Origin of the sequence: Vibrio tubiashii (genome assembly GCF_028551255.1) — a bacterium.
Taxonomy (GTDB): Bacteria; Pseudomonadota; Gammaproteobacteria; order Enterobacterales; family Vibrionaceae; genus Vibrio; species Vibrio tubiashii_B.
In genome coordinates this window covers 2,017,300-2,036,058 of record NZ_CP117029.1, presented here as the reverse complement: position 1 = coordinate 2,036,058, position 18,759 = coordinate 2,017,300, and the positions used below count along the sequence as shown (strand labels likewise).

The window sequence follows — 18,759 nt, the reverse complement described above, 5'->3', positions numbered from 1 at the left end:
CGTATGCGAAAAACTCTCTATATCGTTACGCTTGTATTCGCGTTAACTGTGGTCAATTGGTCCATTTATCAAAAAGAGCAGCTTTTGGAGAATGGGCAGATTGTTCTACTCAAGCTAGCCCCAGTAGATCCTCGTTCTTTGATGCAGGGTGATTACATGACACTCAATTTTGAGCTAGGCGAAGATGTCATCCGTGAATTAGCTGACAAGGGAATGAGAGACAGGTACAGAGCGGCGGTTGATGGCTTTGTGAACATCGAACTCGATAGCAATCGTGTCGCGCAGTTTGTGTCGACTTCGACAGAGCGTTCGCCTAGTTCTGAAATCACGTTGCAGTTTAGGCTGAGGTCGGGGCAAGTTAAATTCGCCACCAACGCGTATTTCTTTCAAGAAGGGAAAGCTGACGAGTTAAATGCTGCTCAGTATGGAGAGTTTAGAGTCGCAGAGAGTGGGGAGTTAATACTCTCAGCCCTACGTGATGCTGAGTTTAACCCGCTATAAAACAAGTCATTGTTACCAGTAAAAAGGGAAAAGCAGAGGCTTTTCCCTTTTTGGTTTAATTCTGGTGGTTAACCTCGCATATCACACTCTCGTTTCATAACTTTTCAAGCAGATATTAACTGAGCCGAAAGTGCACGAGTTGGCGTTTACTTCTTGAGTAGGTTGCCTATTCTGATTTTTCTTTGTTGCCAACTTCGTACTACAGAATAACGCCACAGAGCTCTGATTCCAAAGTACCCGATCATTGCTGACAAAACGCCACAGATTAGGCAGCCGAGTAGGAATGGAGGGCCTATTGTACTCATTTGATGCAGAATGAACTCCCAAGAAAGCTCAAAGTGGAAGTGCTGAGGAGGTACATGCATTGCCCAAGCACCAACTTTGTAGGCAAAGTAAAACAGCACTGGCATGGTGACAGGGTTACTCACCCAAACAAGTGCAACAGAGAGTGGTAGGTTAACACCGCAGGCGATAGCGAGCCCAGCGGCCATAATCATCTGGCTTGGAAGGGGAACGAAAGCCATAAATAAACCGACGGCGAAGGCACCAGACGCGGAGCGACGGTTAAGGCACCATAGGTTTGGGTTATACAGCACATTGCCAAAAATCTTTAGTGCCTTTTGACGTTTAATTACTTCGTGGTCAGGCATAAAGCGCTTAATAAATTTTCTTGGCATAGGGAAATGACTCTCTACTTACATTACTGGACGCTAATTTCTTTCTCTTTGTTGATCACAACTAGTCCGTATTGGCCGATAATGCCGAAATTAGATTATTTGCCTTTAGCTTTGGCTGTACTGGTTGTTTCAACCAAGTATAGGAGAGCAAGAGGCTGTCTGGGACTAGCTTTAGCGTGTGTTGTCATCCTGATGCACGGCAACTTATTGCGATATCAAACAGAAGCACTTTTTCAAGCTGGTCAGGATATTACCATAATCGCTGACGTTGACAGCCTTTTTAAACCAATAAATTTTGGCTTTCAAGGTATTGTTGTAGTCAGATCAATCAATGGTGAAGCCTTGACCACTTTTCGCCAACCTAAACTGCGTTTAACCAGTCCAATCTCTTTGAATCCGGGTGACCAAGTGACGGCAAGTGTCTCGGTGAAACCGATTTATGGTTTGATGAATGGTGTTGGGTACGATGCTGAGCAGCATGCACTTATCCAAGGACTTGCTGGCACTGGCTCAGTCGATAGAAAGAAAAGCTTCTTTATAACGAGTCAGCCTTCGCTTCGAACGCGGCTGATTGAATCAGTTAAAGAGAAAACACAATTACTCGAACATCAAGCGATGATATTGGCCCTTATGTTTGGTATGCGTGAAGGGCTTACTCAGCAACATTGGGAATTGCTTAAAAATAGCGGTCTTAGCCACCTTATTGCGATATCCGGCCTGCACGTCGGAATTGCATTTGCTATCGGTTGGTTTATTGGATTTAGCCTACTTAAGCTCCATGTCTTATTTTTGCACGCGGCTGTTTTGTTGGGTTTAGCCTTTGCGATTGGCTATGCGTGGCTCGCTGGTTTTTCTATCCCAACGGAGCGAGCAGTCACTATGTGTTTGCTGTTGTGTATTTTAATGCCGCTTGCAGGTCAGCTCCCTAACTCGTTTAAGTGGTTGCTGGTTTTAAGTCTGCTGCTTTTTCTCGATCCTTTTTCTGTTATTTCTCCTAGCCTTTGGATGTCGATGGTCGCGGTTGGGGTGATTTTTCTATATCAAGTCAGTGGGAAAACACGCGGCAATTTGGTTGTGCAGGCGGTAAAAATGCAGCTTTTTCTGGTGGTTTTGATGGCGCCCATCGTGATGTATCTGTTTCATGGAGTGAGCCTCGGAGCTATTGCCTACAACCTAATGTTTGTTCCTTGGTTTGCTGTTTTAGTCATACCGCTGATCTTTTTCTCCTTTGCGAGCCACCTAATGTTTCCTTGGTTTGAACTCTCTTGGGACATGTTAGACCTTAGCTTGAAGCCGGTGAGTTGGGCGATGGAATATTCTCTCTGGACTTGGTTTGATGTTTCGAGACAAACACAGTTATGGCTTCTTTGCATCTTAGCTGCGTTGACGATAAGTCGCTTGCTATCAAGGCGAGTTACTACCTTACTGATGCTTAGTACAGGCTTAAGCTTAGTGGAGTGGCGGGAGTCGCCATTGTGGCAAATTGTGGTGCTGGATGTTGGTCATGGCTTATCTATCCTGGTTCAACAACAGAATAGGGCACTTGTTTACGATACCGGTGCCGCTTGGCAAACCTCTAGTATGGCTGAACAGGTTGTGACGCCATTAATGATCTCAAGGGGTATCACCCAATTAGACTATCTGGCTATCAGTCACTTTGACAATGATCATGCGGGAGGTTTGCAAGCAATCAAGCAGCAGTGGAGTCCTAGCAAGATACTGGCTAGTCAGTCAGGGGACTCTTTTGAGCCGTGTGTGATAGGGCGTTCTTGGCAATGGGGAAAGATCACCATCGAGTCATTGTGGCCGCCCAAATTGACCAGCAGAGCTTATAACCCTCACTCATGTGTGTTTAAACTCCAACACCAAGAGAGCTCAACAACGCTGCTGTTAGCGGGAGATATTGAATCTATCGCGGAGTGGATCTTGGTTAGGGAGGGCGAAAAACTCGATTCAGATATCTTGATCGTTCCCCACCACGGCAGTAAAACTTCGTCAATTCCGGCATTTATTGCAGCGGTTAGTCCCGAAGTCGCAGTCGCATCTCTGGCTAAGGGGGGACGGTGGAAGTTGCCTGATGAAAATGTGGTTGAGAGATACCAAAAAGCAGGGGCGAAATGGTTGGATACCGGGCATTCTGGTCAAGTGTTGTTCGATGTTTCTCCGCAAAGTTATCAGGTTAGTGCGCTAAGGGAACGCAAAGGTAAGACTTGGTATAGGCAGATGCTGCGTAACGGAGTAGAATAGCCGGAATATTGTAAAAGAAAAATAAGCAACTCTATGTCTCTGAATCAAGACGAAACCACGTGGCAAACCTTTCAACGCCTGTGGATTTATATTCGACAGTACAAAGCGGGCCTTGCTGTAGCTGTTGTTGCTCTCATTATTAATGCTGCTGCTGACACTTACATGATGTCGTTGGTCAAACCCTTGCTTGATGAAGGTTTTGGCGATGCAGAATCTAACTTCCTAAGAATTCTCCCTTTTATTATTTTCGGTATGATGGTGGTGCGAGGCCTGAGTGGGTTCGTTTCAACATACTGTTTAAGCTGGGTTTCCGGCAACGTGGTTATGGAGATGAGACGCTCTATCTTTAACCAATTTATGCATATGCCAGTCTCTTACTTTGATAAAGAATCTGCTGGTGGTCTGCTATCTCGCATTACCTATGACTCTGAACAAGTTGCGGGGGCAACGAGTCGAGCATTGGTGAGTATTGTGCGTGAAGGTGCCAGTATTATTGGCTTGCTTATCCTTATGTTCTGGAACAGTTGGCAGCTATCACTGGTATTGATTGTTGTTGCTCCAATCGTGGCATGGGGGATTGGTTTTGTATCGAAACGCTTCCGTAAAATCTCTAAAAACATGCAGGAAACTATGGGGCATGTTACCTCGTCCGCAGAGCAGATGCTAAAAGGCCATAAAGTGGTTTTGAGCTACGGTGGACAACATGTCGAGAGCGAGCGTTTTGATTCAGTGAGCAATCAGATGCGTCAGCAATCGATGAAAATGGTGGCGGCTCAAGCGATTGCCAACCCAGTGATTCAAGTGATCGCGTCTATCGCTTTGGTTGTTGTCCTGTTCTTAGCAAGTGTGGACTCTATCCGCACTGAGCTTACACCGGGCACGTTTACTGTCGTGTTTTCTGCCATGTTTGCTCTAATGCGACCGCTTAAAGCGTTGACCAATGTTACCTCTGATTTCCAACGTGGTATGGCAGCAAGCCAAACCTTGTTTGCTCTGATGGATCTAGAAACCGAGCAAGACAACGGTAAGTACCAAACTGAGAAAGTACGTGGTGATATTGAAGTGAAAGAAGTGACCTTTACCTATGAAGGTAAAGAGAAGCCAGCACTGAATAATGTCAGCTTTAAAATTCCGAAAGGCAAAACCATTGCGCTTGTGGGTCGTTCCGGTTCAGGTAAGAGCACCATTGCTAACCTATTTACCCGTTTCTACGATGTAGATGCGGGCAATATTTGTCTTGATGAGCATGACATCCGTGATTACACCTTAAGTAATTTACGTTCACATTTCGCTTTAGTGTCGCAAAACGTTCACTTATTTAACGACACAATCGCCAACAATATTGCTTATGCTGCAACTGAGCAATACAGTCGTGAGCAAATCGAAGAAGCTGCGCGTTTAGCTTATGCCATGGACTTCATTGAGAAGATGGATGATGGCTTAGATACGGTTATTGGTGAAAACGGCGCAAGTCTGTCTGGTGGTCAGCGTCAGCGTATCGCAATTGCACGCGCACTATTACGTGATGCACCTGTACTGATTCTCGATGAGGCGACATCCGCACTTGATACCGAGTCGGAAAAGGCAATTCAGTCGGCGCTGGATGAACTGCAAAAGAACAAAACTGTGTTGGTCATTGCCCACCGTCTGTCTACGATTGAAAATGCCGATGAAATCTTGGTTGTGGATGAAGGCGAAATCGTTGAACGTGGTAATCACAGTGAGTTGATTGAGAAAGATGGCGCTTACGCTCAGCTTCATCGAATTCAATTCGGTGCATAGGGTCTGTTGACCTTTTGCGCTGATTTTTGCAGCAGTTTGTGGGTTCTTATCTGCAAGGCAGAGGCTTTGAATTGTAGTTACTCTACCTGATAAGCCGATAACGCAGCAGAAAGGAGCCACAAACGCTGCCCGAAGGGTTCGGCTAAAAGCGTTTTACTCTTTGTTGAGAGGTGTTTTGCTTAGAATGACTAGGCTACAAACCTCTCGCCGCGATTAAAACGCTTTTATCTCGAACAAAATTTAACCTCAAAAGATCAACAGGCCCTAACTTTGATTGAAAAGATCTGGTTTGAGAATCATCCACTAAAATATTTATTGTGGCCGCTATTGTGGCCGCTCAGTATTTTGTTTGGATTGGTAAGTCGTTCTCGCCGTAACAAGTATCAAACAGGCAAAAGCGTAAGCTATCGTGCTCCTGTGCCTGTCATCGTGGTGGGTAACATTACCGCTGGTGGTAATGGTAAGACGCCAGTAGTCATTTGGTTGGTTGAGCAACTTCAAGCGCTAGGCTATAAGCCTGGGGTGGTGTCACGCGGTTATGGGGCGAAAGCGCCGCATTATCCGCTCCTAGTGGAGAATGAAACGTCAACTAAGCACTGTGGTGATGAGCCTAAGCTCATCTTTAAACGCACAAGCGCGCCAGTAGCCGTTTCACCAGTTAGAAGTGAAGCTGTAAAGGCTTTGCTACCGCTAGATGTTGATATCGTTATTACCGATGATGGTCTTCAACATTATGCACTACAGCGTGATATCGAGATTGTCGTGGTTGATGGCGTGAGACGTTTTGGTAGTGAGTCCCTGATTCCATTGGGCCCGCTACGCGAATCTACTGAGAGGTTAACTGAGGTAGATTTTATCATTACCAATGGTGGTCAAGCGTTACAAAACGAAGCCGCTATGGTGTTAAAGCCGACTCAAGCGGTCAACATGAAAACGGGTCAACGTTCGAGTGTCACGGAGCTGAAAGATAATCTCGTCGCGATGGCGGGGATCGGTCACCCTCCACGATTCTTTAAGACACTTGAACAGTTAGGTGCAAAGCCTTCTAATCAACAAGGCTTTGCCGATCATAAAGATTTTGAACTGTCTGATTTAGAGGCGCTCGCTGCCAAAGGCGAACACTTGATTATGACAGAGAAAGACGCGGTAAAATGCGCGCATTATGCGAAAGAGAACTGGTGGTATTTACCTGTCAGTGCTGAGTTTGAAGATGCAGATAAAGCGCGCATCTTAAATAAGATTAAAGAGGTTAAGGAACAGTATGGATCATCGTCTGCTTGAGATTGTTGCATGTCCAGTATGTAAGGGAAAACTAACGTTCGATAAGGACAAGCAAGAGCTAGTGTGTAAATTAGACCGTCTTGCATATCCGATCAAAGAAGGTATTCCGGTGCTTCTAGAACCTGAAGCGCGCAAAGTTAGTATGGACGAGGGCAGATAATGTCGTTTACGGTTGTTATCCCCGCGCGTTATCAGTCAACCCGTTTACCTGGTAAGCCGCTGGCGGATATCTGTGGTAAGCCTATGATTCAATGGGTTTATGAACAGGCAATCCAAGCGGGGGCTGATAAGGTGATCGTTGCAACTGATGATAGCCGAGTAGAGCAAGTGGTTGAAGCTTTTGGTGGGCAAGTTTGTATGACTTCTCCAAACCATGAATCAGGCACTGAGCGCCTTGCTGAAGTGGTTGAGAGAATGGCTATCCCAGACGACCATATCATCGTCAATGTTCAAGGGGATGAGCCTTTGATTCCACCCTCTATCATTACTCAAGTTGCAGAGAACTTGGCGAATAGCCAAGCACCTATGTCCACGTTGGCGGTTGAGATCAGTGATGAAGCGGAAGTCTTTAACCCGAATGCGGTTAAGGTGCTGACGGATAAAGATGGTTATGCGATGTATTTTAGCCGCGCAACGATTCCTTGGGATCGTGACAGCTTCGCGGACGATGCCAAAATCATTAAACAACCACTGATGCGCCATATCGGTATTTATGCTTATCGCGCAGGGTTTATAAACACCTATATCAACTGGGAGCCAACAGCGCTTGAAAAGATAGAGTGTTTAGAGCAGCTACGTGTGCTTTGGTATGGGGAAAAGATCCATGTTGAAGTGGCGAAGGAAGCACCTGCCGCAGGTGTCGATACGCCAGAGGACCTCGAAGTGGTTCGAAGCATTATCGTTAAGCAGCAATAGATTCTAGTTACCAAAAAGGCCCCTCGGGGCCTTTTGTCATTGTTGAGTTTTATATTTTGCCATCATAGTCGTTTCGTTTAGGACAGGTACCAAGAATCTCTCGGCGACCGCTGTCTTTCACCTCTTCAAGAATGACGTCAAATCCCCATAAACGATAAAGGTGTTTGAGAACTTCGTCATAGCCCTCATCAAGAGGAATACGGTCATGTGGCACGTATTGTAGCGTGAGCGATCGATCGCCACGCACGTCAACGTTAAACACTTGGATGTTTGGCTCTAAGTTACTCAAGTTATATTGAGCCGCAAGTTTTTCTCTGATTGCGCGATAACCGCTATCGTCGTGAATAGCACTCACCTCGATGTAGTTTTTACGGTCGTCGTCGACGATGGCAAACAGTTTAAAGTCACGCATCAGCTTAGGTGACAAGTATTGGCTGATAAAGCTCTCGTCTTTGAAGTTCTGCATAGCGAAATGTACCGCTTCAAGCCAGTCTGTTCCAGCTAAGTCTGGGAACCACTCTTTGTCCTCGTCAGTAGGCTCTTCACAGATGCGACGAATATCGCGGAACATGGCAAAGCCTAATGCGTAAGGGTTAATACCGCTGAAGTAAGGGCTGTTGTAGGCCGGTTGCGCAACGACGCCAGTATGACTGTGGAGAAACTCTAAGATGAATCTATCCGTAACCAAGCCTTCATCATATAAGTGATTGAGAATGGTGTAGTGCCAGAAAGTTGCCCAACCTTCGTTCATAACCTGAGTTTGTTTCTGTGGATAGAAGTACTGGCTGATCTTACGTACGATACGCACGATTTCTCTTTGCCACGATTCAAGTAAAGGGGCGTGTTTTTCAATGAAGTAGAGGATATTTTCCTGTGGTTCGGTCGGAAAACGTATTTTCTGGCTTTCAGGCTCTACCGTTGATTTCGGAACCGTGCGCCATAAGTCATTAACCTGCGACTGAAGGTAAGCTTCACGCTCTTCTTGACGAGATTTTTCTTCAGCAATCGAGATTTTCTCTGGTCGTTTATAGCGGTCGACACCAAAGTTCATTAACGCATGACAGGAGTCGAGTAGGTCCTCAACTTCTTGAACACCGTACTTTTGCTCGCACTCCGCAATGTAGTTTTTGGCAAACAATAGATAATCAATGATTGAACTCGCATCGGTCCAAGTCTGGAATAAGTAGTTGCCTTTGAAAAATGAATTGTGACCGTAGCAAGCATGGGCCATCACTAAGGCTTGCATCGTAACGGTATTCTCTTCCATTAAGTAGGCAATACATGGATTTGAGTTGATGACGATTTCATACGCCAAACCCATTTGACCATGTTTGTAGCCTTGTTCAGTTTGAATAAACTTTTTACCAAATGACCAATGATTGTAATTGATAGGCATACCAATACTTGAATAGGCGTCCATCATTTGCTCAGAAGTAATGACTTCAATTTGGTTAGGATAAGCATCAAGCTTATAGTGATCAGCGACGCGTTTTATTTCAGTGTGGTATTGGTCAAGCAGATCGAATGTCCAATCAGGTCCATCTGGCAGCGCCTTACTCTTTGTTGGCTTTTTCGTTTTCGTTGTCATACAGCCTCCCTAAGCAGTCTCTTTTTTGAAAAGCTCTCTAAAGACAGGGAAAATATCCTCAACGCTGCGAATGTTTTTCATCGCAAAGTTAGGGAATGCTCCCTCAAGCTTTTCGTACTCATGCCACAAGGTTTGATGAGAGCGGCGAGTGATTTCGATGTATGAGTAGTATTGGCAGTTTGGCAATAAGTTTTTGGTGAGAAGCTCACGGCATCGCGGTGAATCGTCTGCCCAGTTATCACCATCTGAGGCTTGAGCTGCGTAGATATTCCACTCTCCAACCGGGTAGCGGTCTGCAACAATTTCGTTCATTAGTTTAAGCGCACTTGAAACTATGGTTCCCCCTGTCTCTTGCGAGTAGAAAAACTCATGTTCATCGACTTCTTTTGCTTGGGTATGGTGACGAATAAACACCACTTCTACGTTCTCGTAGGTGCGAGTTAGGAATAAGTAAAGAAGCACGTAAAAGCGCTTGGCGATGTCTTTGGTTGCTTGGTCCATAGAACCAGACACATCCATAAGACAGAACATAACCGCTTGGCTAGATGGCACAGGGCGGCGCTCATAGTTCTTGAATCGTAAATCGAAGGTATCAATGAACGGTACCGTATCTAACTTACGACGCAGTGCTTTTATCTCTTCTTGAAGACGCTTCTCTTCGAGCATTTGTGCAGGCTCAGACATTTTAACGCGATCGAGCTCTTCTTCGAGTTCACGTAACATGCGCTTTTTGCCTGCCGTCATTGCGGTTCGACGCGCAAGTGACTGTTGAAGCGATTTGACTATCGCGATATTTGCTGGCACACCAGCGGTTTGATAGCCGGCGCGATGGGTTTTCCATTCGGTAATTTTGGCGATTTGGTTTTTTTCTAAATTAGGCAACTCAAGATCTTCAAACAGAATGTCTAAGTACTCGTCTTTAGAAATCTGGAATACAAAATCGTCTTGGCCTTCACCGTCAGCACTAGCTTCGCCCTCGCCAGAACCTCCGCCTTGTCCACCGCCTTTAGGTCGTTCGATTTTGTCTCCGGTAATGAACTGGTCATTGCCTGGATGGACACGCTCTTTTAAGCCACCTTTACCTTGATGAAAGACGGGCTCTTTGATGTCTTTATGCGGAATGGATACGTCTTCACCGGTTTCAGTGTTGGTGATTGAACGGCGATTTACCGCATCCGCCACAGATTCTTTAATCTGCTCTTTATGGCGGCGTAAAAAGCGCTGACGGTTTACCGCACTTTTATTTTTGCCGTTCAGTCGTCGGTCAATAAATTGCGCCATGAGTCACCCCTTATCTCTTATGCACCTGCCGCTACATGTCGACAGACACTTATTAATCCAATCTCCTACCAGAGCGTTATACTCTGGTAGGGATTTCATGGGCTAAAACACTGCTATTACGAAGATTTACGAACGCGTAGATACCATTCAGATAGCAAGCGTACTTGTTTCTCTGTGTAGCCTTTTTCCATCATACGAGCGACGAAGTCATCGTGTTTCTTCTGATCTTCAGAAGAGGTTTTAGTGTTGAAGGAGATAACTGGTAGCAACTCTTCTGTATTTGAGAACATTTTCTTCTCAATCACAGTGCGCAGTTTTTCGTAGCTTGTCCAAACTGGGTTGGTACCATTGTTGTTGGCGCGAGCACGAAGCACAAAGTTGACGATTTCATTACGGAAATCTTTCGGGTTGCTTATACCGGCTGTTTTTTCGATTTTTTCTAGTTCATTGTTTAATGCAGAGCGGTCGAATAGCTGACCAGTTTCTGGATCGCGGTATTCTTGGTCTTGAATCCAGAAATCTGCATAGGTTACATAACGGTCAAAGATGTTCTGACCGTACTCTGAATAGGACTCTAAGTAGGCGGTCTGGATCTCTTTACCGATAAACTCGACGTAACGTGGTACTAAGTAGCCTTTCAAGAACTCTAGATACTTCTCTGCCGTTTCTTGAGGGAATTGCTCACGTTCGATCTGCTGCTCGATAACATAGAAAAGGTGAACAGGGTTTGCCGCGACTTCTGTTTGATCGAAGTTAAATACCCGCGATAGAATCTTGAACGCGAAACGGGTTGAAAGACCTGACATGCCTTCATCGACGCCCGCAAAGTCACGATACTCTTGATAGCTCTTCGCTTTAGGATCTGTGTCTTTGAGCGTTTCACCATCGTAGACTCTCATCTTGGAGAAGATCGATGAGTTCTCTGGCTCTTTAAGTCGAGATAGAATGCTGAACTGTGAAAGCAGCTCTAGCGTGCTTGGTGAACATGGCGCTTTCGATAGCTCTGAATGGTCGAGCAGTTTTTGGTAGATCTTTACTTCTTCCGCAACGCGTAGACAGTATGGCACTTTGACTATGTAGACACGGTCGAGGAATGCCTCGTTGTTTTTGTTGTTGCGGAATGTTTGCCACTCTGATTCGTTCGAGTGAGCGAGAATCATGCCATCAAATGGTAGGGCTGATAGGCCTTCCGTACCATTGTAGTTGCCTTCTTGGGTTGCAGTAAGTAGCGGGTGAAGCACCTTGATTGGCGCTTTAAACATCTCTACGAATTCCATCAAACCTTGGTTTGCTCGACATAGTGCGCCCGAGTAGCTGTAAGCATCTGGATCGTCTTGTGAGAAGTGCTCTAGCTGTCGAATATCAACTTTACCGACCAAAGACGAAATGTCTTGGTTGTTTTCATCACCTGGCTCAGTTTTAGCTATCGCTAGTTGGTCTAGAATAGAAGGTCTAACTTTGACTACTTTGAATTTCGAGATGTCGCCACCAAATTCATGGAGTCGTTTTGCTGCCCACGGAGACATAATCGAGCGTAGGTAGCGTTTCTCAATGCCATACTCTTGTTTAAGTAGATCACCATCTTCATTGACATCAAACAGACAGAATGGGTGATCGTTAACAGGGCTGCGTTCACCGTTAGCGGAAAGCACATAAATTGGAACTTGTTGCATCAACGCTTTTAGTTTTTCGGCTAAAGAAGATTTACCGCCACCCACCGGACCAAGTAGATAAAGAATCTGCTTGCGTTCTTCAAGCCCTTGAGCCGCATGTTTGAGGTAGGAAACAATCTGCTCGATGGCATCTTCCATACCGTAGAAGTCTTTAAATGTGTCGTATCGAGAAATCACGCGGTTGGAGAAAATACGACTCAGTTGTGGGTCTTGCGCTGTATCAATGACCTCTGGCTCGCCAATTGCCATTAATAGTCGCTCAGCTGCGTTGGCATAAGCGCTTTTGTCATCCTTACATAGAGCTAAAAACTCTTGCAGTGATAACTCCTCATCCTTTGAGGCTTCGTAGCGCGCTTGGAAATGGTCGAAAATACTCATAATGAATTCCCCTCTGAACCTGTCAAACTGACAATAAACCCGCATAGAAAAGCAAATCCTTTCTTACTTAAGATTAGTTGGTTTTTAGAATTTTGCTTAAAAAATATGTGTTTAATTACAATTTGTGACCAAGAGCTAGTTGTCAGACCACACTCAATTGTAACGTGCAGAATCAGATATTTGTGGTGGTTATTATTGAGCTCACTGTGTGACTGTGTGCTTATGCAAATTGATCGCTCACTTGATTTAAGCGATACAAGCAGGTTGTTATTAGAGGTTGGTGTAATTATTGCTTTGAATATGAGTTATTGCGTAAATGTATGACGTTCCATATAATTGCGCCGTTATTCACTCCAGTTATGTATTAGGTGTTGTTTTGAAATCTCTCTGGCAAAGGTTACTTCCCGCAGCGATCTTATTGGTTGCCCCACAGGCTACGGCAAAAATCTCCCAGTGGTCAATTGGTGCCGCTGCTTCATACTCGCCGGCAGTCTATAAAGACACGCCATCGAATGAAACCATTATTCCCCTTGTTGGCTATGAAGGTGAGCATCTATTCTTGCGTGGCTTTACTGCCGGATATCGCTTATACCCAATTGGTTCACCGCAAAACATTATCTTTAGGGCTGCATATGATCCTCGTACGTTAAAACCTGAAGATTCAACTAACCCTGATATTAGATTGATGGATGAGCGACAAGCGACTGTGTTAGGTGGGGTAAGCTACCAAGTAATCACTTTAGTTGGTTTGTTTGAAGCGACGGCGGGCAGTGACATCTTACATCGTCATAGCGGTATTTATGCAGAGGCGGTATGGCGGTTACCGATTCGCAGAAACGGCTGGGGTATCACACCTTCAATGGGCTTTGCATACAACAGTGAGCGATTGAACAACCATTTATACGGAGTGAGCTCTGAAGAAGCGGCGCGCTCTAACTTCGACGAATTCGATGCAGACTGGGACGGGCTGTTCTTCATTGGGGCGTCTGGTTACATGCATATCACACCTAAAATACGCGTTACCGGAGGAGTGCGATACACCAATATTGAAGGTGGTATCGAAAACAGTCCGTTAATTGAAAGCGGCGTAACGACTTCAGCCAATTTAGGTGTCGCCTACGTATTTTAACGGGATGAATATTAAAAAAACCGCCTCGTCGGCGGTTTCTTTTTCATATATCAACTAGGCGTTAAAAATCTGCTTTAACTCGTTAGCACACAAGTGGTACTGGCGAGGGCAGTTACGCCATGTATTTAACATACGGCGATATTTTTCTAGCATTGGCATTTGGGCGTTGAAGTGGTGTTCGCCTTTGCTAAATTGCGGGTATAAACCTTCAGAGTCAACAAGGAAGCGTACGTAGTTAACAAGTTGCGCTTCAGAAGCAATATCGAATCCTAGGAAGGTTAAACGGCGTTGGTCAACTTCACCTTGTTCTTGCTCAGAGAGCATTTTGTTTGACTCTTGCATCGCATGGTACATTTCCATGATGTCGATGATCTCGCGGCATTCCGCTTCGACTAAACAACCAAAGTCTTTGTTGAGTTCGCGCATTTGCAGTTCATAGCCGCGCTCTACAATGGTTTGTAGGCGTTGGTATTTTGCCGCATTTTCTTGGTCAAGTTGCGACATTAGGTAATACTGATTCGAAAGGATCAAACGTTGAGCGTTAGTCATTTCCATGGTGGCCTCACTAAAATAATCTAATACATTTTTAATGTGCTTAGGTTATCTGTTCTTTGCAGGGTGAAACATGATCTCAACACATATTTAATATGAAAAGCACAAAGATTGGACAACAAATTTGGTTACTATTTGTGATAGTGATTGTAAATGTAGTCGCGATCGGAAAATACTCGCAATAATTCTGGTTTGAACACAGTTAATACCGCTGCTGTCATCCCATTAAGGAGTCCTTCAGGGAAAGCGAGTAGAGGAGTAAACACTAGGTAGTTATCAAAAATCGTTTGCCAGTCGTAATCGCTAACGATAAGAAAATATCCTGAGTTGATGACTAGGTGAAAAGTCCCTGTTAGGCCGCCATTGAGAAAACCCGCAACGAAAATAAACACAAATATATTTCTTGGTAGATAGCGATAACTCACTAGGAACACGCTATAGCTGATAAGTATCGGAATTAAGCAGGAGAAGAGTAAGTATTCGGGTAGCGCGTAGAAGGTCATCTCGCCAAATAACGCCATGAGCAAAGCAACGACAATAGAGAGGGCAAAAGCACTTTGCCAACCATACATCAAAGTCAGCGCCGTTATGCCGAGAAAGTGGATTGATAACCCTTCTTTTACCCCAGCATCTGCTGACCAGAGTACGAACAAAGCAAATGTGATTGCAAAGGTAATGTGCTGAAACGTACGTTCATTGACTAATTTCGGTAGGAATACTTCTTTAACATCACGCCACACAAAGAGCAGAGCAATGAGTATAATGAAAAGCGCTAGTAGTTCGTTTAACTCCATTTAAACCTCAAAAAAATACCAACCGAGTTGAAGTGGGTTGGTATTTTTTACGAATTAGACGTTAAGTGGTATCAGTATTTAACGTTTGAGTGATACTGCTCAAGAATTGATACGATATTGTCCATGGTTTCTTTTGAAGGTGGGTTAGTCCCTTCTAGTGGATACTCGATACCTAGAGCTTCCCATTTATGAGCGCCAAGCTTGTGATAAGGGAGAAGCTCAATCTTTTCAATGTTGTCCATGTCTTTAATGAAGTCACCTAGCATATGTGCCGCTTCTTCATCATCCGTATAACCAGGAACGACGACATAGCGAATCCAAGTTTTTTGCCCAATCTTATGTAGGTAACGAGCAAAGTCTAACGTTCTTTTATTCGAGACGCCGATAAAGTCATGATGGATCTCATCTTTCATATGCTTAAGATCAAGCATGACTAAGTCCGTCGCTTCAAGCACCTCGTCAATGACGTCAGTGTGTTTACGAATATAGCCGTTGGTATCCAGGCAAGTGTGAATACCTTCAGCATGGGCTGCGCGGAAAAAGTCGCGGACAAACTCAGGTTGAAGCATGGCTTCACCACCGGAACACGTCACACCACCACCTGAAGCATTCATAAAGTGACGATAAGATTTTGCTTCATTAATGATTTCTTCAACGGTCACTTCCTTACCACCGTGAGTATCCCATGTGTCGCGATTATGACAGTACATACAACGCATTAAGCAACCTTGCAAAAAGACAATAAAACGAATACCAGGTCCGTCTACTGTCCCACAGGACTCGAAAGAATGAATACGACCAGTTGTTGACATGTGCTCATCTCGTATTTAGTAATTTGCCTGTTATTTTATTACAAAAAGTGGGGTTTAAATAGGGTTAGAGATTCCGAGAAACAACATTTTGCGAAATAAGAAAAAAAAGCGTACTTGGACTAAAATGTATGTTATAAAATTGTTGCAAATATAAGAATTTTAATAATAAAAAGATAATTGTTGGCTAGGCAAGTATTAACGCATACCACTGATGTTAAGGGATTATTTATGGATATGCTTGCACTTTCGCAAAAGCAAAAGGTGATGCTATTTTTGGTTGTATTAGCATTAGGCTTTGTCGCTTTAGCTGGATTTACTTCATCAAGATTGACCCAAATGAGCGACCAGTATCATTTGAGTAGTGATATATCTACGGGGTCAATGTCTATCTACCAAACGCAGAGTAAGATTCTTACGCTGAGCAGTAACTTGGATAATTTAAGTGGATCTCAAGTTTCAACGGCAACACAAGAGATCTCGGCAATAGTCGCTGCTGTTAATAAAGATGCTGAATTTCTCTCCAAGCTTGAACTGACCCAGCAAGCAGACAAACTTACCCGAAATGTGAATGATTTTGAGTCTGCGGCTAACCCGTGGCTAAATTTGAAACAAGAACTTGGTTTCACCATTGATGAAGGAAAACTTGGTGAACTAAAACAATTGGCAGATACGATTGAAAAGAAAATCGAAGAGACCGGAATGGTGACGCTTAACTCCGATTTTCAGGCAATGGTGAAGTCTCAACAAAATTATTTGCTCCAACCGAATGAAGAGAATTTGAAATTGTTTAATCGCGCTATGGGCAGCTTTGAAAGTATGTCTAATGTTTATGCGATGCTGGAGCTATATGAAAAGGAAATCGAACAATATAAATCTACCTTTGTCAGGGTCAGTGAATTATCGCAGCAGTTAGGTAGCGTTGAGCAGCAATTGCTGACTTCTAAAGCACAGTTGACACAGTTAATCGCCTCTATTACTGATGAACTCGGTTCGATTTCTCAGCAGTACCAATCATCAGCCGAAAACACTTCAGAGCAAACCTTGTGGTCTGTGCTGGTGGCTTGTGTATTGTTAGCTGTCTTTACCGTCGCTATTTTCGTTATGCAAAGCACATCTTTGGCTAAATCGCTGGCGAGAACTCGACAGGTGTTGCACGGGGTATCGAGTGGTGACTTATCTCAACGAATGGCGTTGACCAAAAACCCTAACGATGAATTTAATCAATTAGCCAGCAGCATTAACGAAAGCTGTGAAAATCTGGGTGGGCTAGTTCGTGGTGTACAAGACAGTAGTCAAGCGTTGTCGGGTAATGCCGCTGAATTAAACCAAGGCCTAGATATGTTGGCTCACCATCAATCAGAGGTATTAGGGCAGACTCAGCTGTTGGCATCTGCCACGGAAGAGGTGAGTGTCACGACTCAAGAGGTATCCAGCTCGTTGGAGTTTGTTTCTGAAATATCGCGTTCTTCAACAGACGCGGCTGAAGAGGGAGCCAAAGTTATTGGCGCTGCGATTGGGTCGCTTGAAGAAGTCGGGACGATATTAACGTCTGCAGCGGGACACATTCAATTGCTGGAAGAAGCCTCTTCGAAGGTCGACTCTGTAATGGAAATTATTAATGGTATTGCTGAACAAACTAACTTACTGGCGTTGAATGCAGCTATTGAGGCGGCAAGGGCAGGGGAGCAAGGGCGAGGTTTTGCCGTGGTGGCAGATGAGGTTCGCAGCCTAGCCGTTCGTACCGTCGATGCAGTAACGGAAATTTCTGGCACTATAGACACCATGAAGAAAGAAAGTGCTGAAGTGATTCAATATATTGGTCAATCTGAATCTTCAATGGCAACAGGGCGGGCTCGTGGTCAAGAGGCAATGGATGCGCTTAGGTTGATTACTGAAAAAGCAGATGAAGCATCGCATCAAACTGAAGTCATTTTTTCTTCAATCAAAGAACTTGCGACGACCAGTCAGTCAATGGCAGATAATATGACGCAAATTTCTTCGGCTATGAAAGAGTTAGAGCAGAACAATGAACAACTACGAAGTGTTAGTGGAGTGGTTGAGGAAAGGTCTGGCAGCTTGAATCAAGACTGCCAGAAGTTCACAATTTAAGGCTTTAGAAGAAAGCGTATAAGGCAATGCCACCGGTGCCATACATGCTTTCTTTTGCTTCTTTGTAGTCTGGCGTTTTCACGGTAGCGGTTAATGTTGCGCCAAAGCTTTGGTTGTACCAAGCAAAACCAGCTACTGCGGTTGCTTGATTGTGTTCTAACGTTACATCGTAGCGACTTGGGTCTTCGCCTTTAGCAATCGCGTAATCCCTCACGCCAGAGCGATCACCTTCAACGGTAATATCATTGAAGCGGTAGCGAGCTTCAATACCGGTAAAGACAAACCAACCGCCTTGAGAGCCCCCAAGCATGCCGGCTCGAAACGGATTTTCGTTATCAATATTAGCCGCGCCCATATTTCCACCCAAATCTGAACCCCAGCGGAACATAAAGCCAGTAGAAACATCACTTCGGAAGTTACCTGCGTTGATTTCTGAGACGTTAGAGATCTCCCAGTCAGTGTTAGCAATAGAGCGCTGACGCCATAGATTAAAGTGAGTAAGGTAACCCACACTGCCAGCGAAGCTATCGTCAACCTGAAATGCCCAACCATTCGGTTCATCAGACTTAGTGATGGAATGCACTAACTTTTGCGCATCTTCTGATAGCGCTTTATCACCGGTTACACCCAGAGTCAGATTAAAGCGTTGTGCTTGCTGTGGGTGTAAACTGATGTAGTTGAATTCGGTATGAAGAAAACCTGCGTAAGGCCTGTCATTTACCATAGGTGTCGTCGACTCAATGTCTGACGGTGTATACATCTTATGGCCAAGTACAAACTCAAATTTGTCCAATGAAGCTCCGCCCCAAAACGAGAGGCTGAGAGGCTCGAAAATTGGGTAGGGCGCAATAGCACCAGTGGTGTAGCTGAGAAACAGGCCGTTGGTGTAGTCTTGGTCGACACCGAAAATGCCATCGTTGTCGAGAGAGAAAGAAACGGTCGATTTTTCTGAAGCTAGGCCCGTCGTAGAGACTAGCAATAGAGGCAGAATTAGAGTTCGATTTAACTTCATAGGCTTGTTGCTTAGCTCAATTAGAGTT

Annotated in this window: 16 protein-coding genes; 8 read left to right on the top strand and 8 right to left on the bottom strand. The window is 44.6% G+C overall.

What is annotated here, in order from left to right; genetic code table 11:
* The first annotated feature begins 3 nt into the window (after positions 1-3).
* A complete protein-coding gene (locus LYZ37_RS09250; protein ID WP_272785278.1) occupies positions 4-501 on the top strand; it encodes a GDYXXLXY domain-containing protein in 498 nt (165 codons plus the stop codon).
* Between the two features lie 146 nt (positions 502-647).
* On the opposite strand, the gene LYZ37_RS09245 is transcribed toward LYZ37_RS09250, so the two are convergent.
* Positions 648-1,178: a DUF2062 domain-containing protein gene (locus tag LYZ37_RS09245; RefSeq protein ID WP_004747017.1), complete on the bottom strand. Its 531-nt coding sequence runs from the start codon at positions 1,176-1,178 to the stop codon at positions 648-650.
* Between the two features lie 81 nt (positions 1,179-1,259).
* Between LYZ37_RS09245 and LYZ37_RS09240 the strand changes: the two genes are divergently transcribed.
* From LYZ37_RS09240 to kdsB, 5 genes are all read left to right on the top strand, one after another.
* Positions 1,260-3,425, top strand: coding sequence for a DNA internalization-related competence protein ComEC/Rec2 (locus LYZ37_RS09240; RefSeq protein WP_272785277.1), 2,166 nt, complete (start codon positions 1,260-1,262; stop codon positions 3,423-3,425).
* Between the two features lie 33 nt (positions 3,426-3,458).
* A complete protein-coding gene (gene msbA, locus LYZ37_RS09235) occupies positions 3,459-5,207 on the top strand; it encodes a lipid A ABC transporter ATP-binding protein/permease MsbA (RefSeq protein WP_239825509.1) in 1,749 nt (582 codons plus the stop codon).
* A 270-nt stretch (positions 5,208-5,477) separates the two neighbouring features.
* Positions 5,478-6,488: a tetraacyldisaccharide 4'-kinase gene (gene lpxK, locus LYZ37_RS09230; protein ID WP_272785276.1), complete on the top strand. Its 1,011-nt coding sequence runs from the start codon at positions 5,478-5,480 to the stop codon at positions 6,486-6,488.
* A complete protein-coding gene (locus LYZ37_RS09225; protein ID WP_004747022.1) occupies positions 6,469-6,648 on the top strand; it encodes a Trm112 family protein in 180 nt (59 codons plus the stop codon). The genes lpxK and LYZ37_RS09225 overlap by 20 nt, the downstream gene beginning before the upstream one ends.
* A complete protein-coding gene (gene kdsB / locus LYZ37_RS09220; protein WP_272785275.1) occupies positions 6,648-7,403 on the top strand; it encodes a 3-deoxy-manno-octulosonate cytidylyltransferase in 756 nt (251 codons plus the stop codon). Before LYZ37_RS09225 ends, kdsB begins: the two co-directional genes overlap by 1 nt.
* Before the next feature lie 49 nt (positions 7,404-7,452).
* Here kdsB and LYZ37_RS09215 read toward each other — a convergent pair whose 3' ends face one another.
* The 3 genes from LYZ37_RS09215 to LYZ37_RS09205 form a co-directional block, all read right to left on the bottom strand.
* Positions 7,453-8,991, bottom strand: coding sequence for a SpoVR family protein (locus LYZ37_RS09215; protein ID WP_004747026.1), 1,539 nt, complete (start codon positions 8,989-8,991; stop codon positions 7,453-7,455).
* 9 nt (positions 8,992-9,000) lie between these two features.
* On the bottom strand, positions 9,001-10,272 hold the full coding sequence (locus LYZ37_RS09210) for a YeaH/YhbH family protein (RefSeq protein ID WP_004747028.1): 1,272 nt from the start codon (positions 10,270-10,272) through the stop codon (positions 9,001-9,003).
* Between the two features lie 116 nt (positions 10,273-10,388).
* Positions 10,389-12,323, bottom strand: a complete 1,935-nt coding sequence (locus LYZ37_RS09205; RefSeq protein WP_272785274.1) for a PrkA family serine protein kinase — start codon at positions 12,321-12,323, stop codon at positions 10,389-10,391.
* A gap of 316 nt (positions 12,324-12,639) precedes the next feature.
* Between LYZ37_RS09205 and LYZ37_RS09200 the strand changes: the two genes are divergently transcribed.
* Positions 12,640-13,452, top strand: a complete 813-nt coding sequence (locus tag LYZ37_RS09200) for a MipA/OmpV family protein (protein ID WP_420794617.1) — start codon at positions 12,640-12,642, stop codon at positions 13,450-13,452.
* Positions 13,453-13,506: 54 nt separating this feature from the next.
* Here the strand turns inward: LYZ37_RS09200 and LYZ37_RS09195 are convergent, their stop codons facing one another.
* From LYZ37_RS09195 to pflA, 3 genes are all read right to left on the bottom strand, one after another.
* Positions 13,507-14,007, bottom strand: coding sequence for a YfbU family protein (locus tag LYZ37_RS09195; RefSeq protein WP_004743860.1), 501 nt, complete (start codon positions 14,005-14,007; stop codon positions 13,507-13,509).
* 128 nt (positions 14,008-14,135) lie between these two features.
* Positions 14,136-14,798 (bottom strand): energy-coupling factor ABC transporter permease, encoded by a 663-nt coding sequence (locus tag LYZ37_RS09190; protein WP_272785272.1) that lies wholly within the window; start codon positions 14,796-14,798, stop codon positions 14,136-14,138.
* Positions 14,799-14,869: 71 nt separating this feature from the next.
* A complete protein-coding gene (gene pflA, locus LYZ37_RS09185; protein WP_004743858.1) occupies positions 14,870-15,610 on the bottom strand; it encodes a pyruvate formate lyase 1-activating protein in 741 nt (246 codons plus the stop codon).
* A 228-nt stretch (positions 15,611-15,838) separates the two neighbouring features.
* On the opposite strand from pflA, the gene LYZ37_RS09180 reads away from it, so the two are divergent.
* A complete protein-coding gene (locus tag LYZ37_RS09180) occupies positions 15,839-17,719 on the top strand; it encodes a methyl-accepting chemotaxis protein (RefSeq protein ID WP_272785271.1) in 1,881 nt (626 codons plus the stop codon).
* A 4-nt stretch (positions 17,720-17,723) separates the two neighbouring features.
* Here the strand turns inward: LYZ37_RS09180 and LYZ37_RS09175 are convergent, their stop codons facing one another.
* Entirely contained in the window at positions 17,724-18,731 is a 1,008-nt protein-coding gene (locus tag LYZ37_RS09175) for a lipid A deacylase LpxR family protein (protein WP_272785270.1), read from the bottom strand.
* Positions 18,732-18,759 lie beyond the last annotated feature (28 nt).